Raw genomic sequence first — 4,558 nt, forward strand, 5'->3', positions numbered from 1 at the left:
CTACCCCTGAGCTACACCCGCTCGCGCCAGTTTGTTGGTTAGGCCTGCGCTATATGGCAAAAGCCTGAGTGATTTGCAACAGGAAATCTGCAAAAACTTCAAACAGTTTTGTGTATAATTCCATAAGCCCTGAATACAGGCATTTTTCGCACAGCTGGATGGCCTGATATATCGGGAAACATCGCTTTAAGGTGCATAAATCCTTGTAATGATTCGATCTTGAGCCCTGCGAACAGGATATTTTGAGCGCAAATAAATGAGTCGAAGCATGGTGCAGTCATTAATTTGAGGCTGTTGTCGCGAAAGCGGCGGCATTTTTGTTTCAAACGCATATCTTTGTCGTTTTCTTGCAGCTTTTTATGCTTGTCTTGTAAGAGATATGCAGCCTGCTTTGGAGGAGAAGACAAAAATGCCTAAAACCGCTGCTGATTTGCATGATTATCTCGATACGCTCGGGATCAAGGTGCAAACCGTTACGCATCCGCCTCTGTTTACAGTTGCCGATTCTCAGAATTTGCGCGGGGAAATTGCCGGTGGTCATACCAAAAATCTTTTTCTGAAAGACAAGAAAGACAATTTCTTCCTTGTGACCGTTGAAGAAGATGCGGTTGTTGATCTCAAGACCATTCACACGCTGATCGGTGCAGCCAGTAAGGTCTCTTTCGGCAAACCGGAAAAGCTGATGGAATATCTGGGGCTTATACCGGGTGCCGTATCTGCATTCGGTGCGATTAATGATACGCACCATCAGGTCAGCATCATTCTGGACGAAGCCTTGATGCGCCATGAGATTATCAATGCGCATCCGTTGACCAATGAGGCGACGACCTCGATTCACCGTGATGATTTGCTGAAGTTTCTGGAAGCCACCGGACATGAAGCGCGTATAGTGTCTGTCAGCACGGCAGAAACAGCTCCGGCTTAAAGCGGGGCTTGAAAGCGCCGCTGAAAATGCCGAATTAACATGGCAGAGATATTATATTCTGCCATAATTACAGCATGGCTCGCAGTCAGCTGAATTTATGATGTAATATGGCTACGGGAAGAACGGATTAAGGGACGACAATGAACAGCGCTAATAATCCTTATGGCGGTAACCCTTACGGGGCAACTTATGGCCAAGCCTCCGGTCAGGGTAATACCAGCGTGACCTATAATACGTCCGCTGAAACTGCAGCCCCCGCAGAGGCTGAAGACAGTGCCGGTGCGCTGTCATCGCTGGCGGGTTTTGGCAGTTCTGATTCCGCTGCCGGTTTGATTAAAGATACAACGACTGCGGGCTTTGCAGCGGATGTTATCAGTGAGTCCCGCAATCAGCCGGTGCTGGTGGATTTCTGGGCGCCGTGGTGCGGCCCGTGCCGTCAGTTGACACCGCTGATTGAAAGCGCTGTCAATGCCGCGCAGGGCACGGTCAAGCTGGTGAAAATGAATATTGATGACCATCCGGTCATTGCCGGACAATTGGGTATTCAGTCGATCCCAGCCGTGATTGCTTTCGTCAATGGTCAGCCGGTTGATGGTTTCATGGGTGCTTTGCCGGAAAGCAAAATCAAAGAATTTATTGATAAGGTTGCCAAAAGCGCCGGTGCAAAAAGCGGCCCTCAGGCTGCGATTGAAGAGGCACTGGCTGCTGCACAGGAAATGCAGGAGCATGGCGAACCGGATCAGGCTGCACAGATTTATGCAGCGGTTTTGCAGAATGTGCCGGATAATGTGACTGCTCTTGCCGGTCTGGCCGAGTGCTTGTTTGATCTGGGCGAACTTGAAAAAGCACGCGAAGTGCTTGCTCAGGTGCCGGATAAACAGAAAGACGATGCGAAAATCCGCGCCGTTGAGGCGCGTCTCGCTTTGGCAGATCAGGTTGCGCATCTTGGCAATCCTGCTGAGTTGCAGGCACGACTGGCTGCCAATCCGGACGACCATCAGGCTCGTTTTGATCTGGCAATGATTGCCAATGCGCTGGATAAGCGTGAGGAAGCCGCTGACGGTCTTCTCGCGATTATGAAAGCGGATCGTACATGGAATGATGATGGTGCGCGCAAGCAGTTGCTGCAATTCTTTGAAGCATGGGGCTTTAAAGATCCGGCAACTTTGCACGGTCGCCGTAAATTGTCGTCGCTGCTATTCTCCTGAGCAGCGGGCACGATTGTTAAATTATGATACAATACCGGAACAGTAATCCGGTATTGAGATGTGAGGTGAATTTATGCAGGCGGGCAATGTCCATTACCGAAAAGCGTCAGACTTACCGGAAGTGATTCCTGTATTTCCGCTGGTAGCCGGTCTGCTTTTACCCCGCGGGCAAATGCCTCTGAATATTTTTGAACCGCGCTATCTGGTGATGGTTGATGAGGCTTTGGCCGGTGACCGTGTGATCGGGATTATCCAGCCGCAAATCATCAATGGTGTTGCGGTGCAAGATAAAGAAGGCGCTGCCAAAGGTACGGACAGGCCGGAACTGAGTGCGGTCGGCTGTCTCGGACGGATCACATCCTATACCGAAACCGGTGATGGCCGTGTGCTGATTACATTGCAGGGCATTTGCCGCTTCCGTCTGGAGGAAGAACTGCCGGTGCCGCATCCGTTCCGTATGGCGCGGATCACACCTTATCTGCAGGATCTCGAAGAAGAGCAGGGCGAAAAAGAGGTTGATCGTGAAGCGCTGTTGCAGGCATTCCGCGATTATCTCGAAGCCAATGGTCTTGAGGCGGATTGGGAAAGCATTGCCAAGGCAGGCAATGAAACACTGGTCAATGCGCTGTCAATGATGTCGCCTTTTGGTGAGGCGGAAAAACAAGCGCTGCTGGAAGCGCCTGATCTGAAAACCCGTGCGGAAACTTTGGTTGCGATTACTGAAATTGCTCTGGTGCGCAACGGCGATGATTATGGTTCAGGCTTGCAATAGCCTGAGAATATGTAGGTCTGACAAGTATGCATGATCAGGATAGTATAAAGCAGATCGATCCGAAAATGCTTGAATTGCTGGTTTGCCCTCTGACCAAGGGTGTGCTGGATTATGACCGCGAGCACAGCGAGCTGATTTCTAAAAAGGCAAAACTGGCCTATCCGGTGCGGGAAGGCATACCGATTCTGCTGGCATCGGAAGCCCGCTCTTTAGATTAAAATACATCTCTCAAAGCGATAAGCGTCTAAGCGGCAAAGCAGACGGAAGTATTTTCATCCATGGCTGCATGCCGTTTAGGATTATTGCGAGAATCGCAAAAATATGAGTCAAATCTTGCGTTTGACACTTCCCCCTCTCTGAGATTCTAGGCTATGAATAACGCGAATTTTTCGCGTGAGCGCTTTGCCTTTGAGATTAATTGCGGGGGGAGGGTGCTCTGAATTTAAAGAAGATCGCTGGCGGGAACAGACCGTCCGTCGATCTGAAAAAAGGCATGGCATTATGGCGACCAGAAAACTGTTTCTTCTGCCCGGCGACGGCATCGGCCCTGAGTCAATGGCGGAAGTCCGCAAAATCATCACTTATCTGAATGAAGAAAAAGGCCTCGGCTTCGAGACAGAGGAAGGTCTTGTGGGCGGTTCCGCCTATGATGCCCATGGTCAGGCGATTTCAGAAGGCGATATGGAAAAAGCGCTCGCCGCTGATGCCGTGTTGTTTGGTGCTGTTGGTGGCCCGAAATGGGACAGCGTGCCTTATGAAGTGCGTCCGGAAGCTGGTCTTCTGCGTCTGCGTAAAGATCTGGCGCTGTTTGCCAATCTGCGCCCTGCAATCTGCTATCCGGCTTTGGCTGATGCCTCGTCGCTGCGCCCAGAAGTCGTTGAAGGTCTGGATATCCTGATCATTCGCGAACTGACCGGCGGTGTGTATTTCGGTGAGCCAAAAGAAATCATTGATCTGGGCAATGGTCAGAAGCGCGGTATCGATACGCAGGTTTATGAAACTTATGAAATTGAGCGCATTGCCGGTGTGGCTTTTGAACTGGCGCGGACACGCGGCAACAAAGTCACCTCGATGGAAAAACGCAATGTGATGAAATCCGGCGTGTTGTGGAACGAAGTTGTCACCGCAACCCATAAAGCAAAATATGCTGATGTGCAGCTTGAGCATATGCTGGCGGATGCCGGTGGTATGCAGCTGGTACGCTGGCCGAAACAGTTCGACGTGATCGTAACCGATAACCTGTTCGGTGATATGCTGTCTGATGTTGCTGCTATGCTGACCGGTTCGCTCGGTATGCTGCCATCCGCTTCGCTCGGTGCACCGGATGCAACAACAGGCAAGCGTAAAGCGCTGTATGAGCCGGTACATGGTTCGGCACCGGATATTGCTGGCAAAGGCATTGCCAACCCGATTGCAATGATTGCTTCTTTCGCAATGTGCCTGCGTTATTCTTTCAACCTGATTGAAGAAGCAGATCGTCTGGAAGCTGCCATTGCTGCGGTTCTTGATGATGGTATCCGTACCGGTGATATCTGGTCGGAAGGCTCGAAGAAAGTTGGCACTGTTGAAATGGGCGATGCAATTCTTACTAAGTTTAAAGCATTGTCTGCTTAACATCTATAATAGCTGATTGATCATAAAAAACCGTCGGGG

At 50.5% G+C, this 4,558-nt stretch carries 6 protein-coding genes; 5 read left to right on the forward strand and 1 reads right to left on the reverse strand.

All coding sequences use genetic code 11. The features are described from left to right. Positions 1–98 precede the first annotated feature (98 nt). Positions 99–407: a hypothetical protein gene (locus A918_RS0101085; protein WP_022709268.1), complete on the reverse strand. Its 309-nt coding sequence runs from the start codon at positions 405–407 to the stop codon at positions 99–101. Positions 408–409: 2 nt separating this feature from the next. Here A918_RS0101085 and A918_RS0101090 point away from each other — a divergent pair, with 2 nt between their 5' ends. The 5 genes from A918_RS0101090 to leuB all read left to right on the forward strand — a co-directional run bounded on the left by A918_RS0101090 (position 410) and on the right by leuB (position 4,519). Beyond that, positions 410–925 (forward strand): prolyl-tRNA synthetase associated domain-containing protein, encoded by a 516-nt coding sequence (locus tag A918_RS0101090; protein WP_022709269.1) that lies wholly within the window; start codon positions 410–412, stop codon positions 923–925. 140 nt (positions 926–1,065) lie between these two features. Continuing rightward, on the forward strand, positions 1,066–2,133 hold the full coding sequence (trxA, locus tag A918_RS0101095; RefSeq protein ID WP_022709270.1) for a thioredoxin: 1,068 nt from the start codon (positions 1,066–1,068) through the stop codon (positions 2,131–2,133). 73 nt (positions 2,134–2,206) lie between these two features. After that, entirely contained in the window at positions 2,207–2,905 is a 699-nt protein-coding gene (locus A918_RS0101100) for an LON peptidase substrate-binding domain-containing protein (protein WP_022709271.1), read from the forward strand. 26 nt (positions 2,906–2,931) lie between these two features. Beyond that, a complete protein-coding gene (locus A918_RS0101105) occupies positions 2,932–3,123 on the forward strand; it encodes a Trm112 family protein (RefSeq protein ID WP_022709272.1) in 192 nt (63 codons plus the stop codon). A 283-nt stretch (positions 3,124–3,406) separates the two neighbouring features. Beyond that, the gene (gene leuB, locus A918_RS0101110) at positions 3,407–4,519 is read left to right on the forward strand and encodes a 3-isopropylmalate dehydrogenase (RefSeq protein WP_022709273.1); all 1,113 of its coding nucleotides are present in this window, start codon (positions 3,407–3,409) and stop codon (positions 4,517–4,519) included. Positions 4,520–4,558 lie beyond the last annotated feature (39 nt).

It is taken from the genome of Pseudochrobactrum sp. AO18b, assembly GCF_000409565.1.
GTDB lineage: Bacteria > Pseudomonadota > Alphaproteobacteria > Rhizobiales > Rhizobiaceae > Pseudochrobactrum > Pseudochrobactrum saccharolyticum.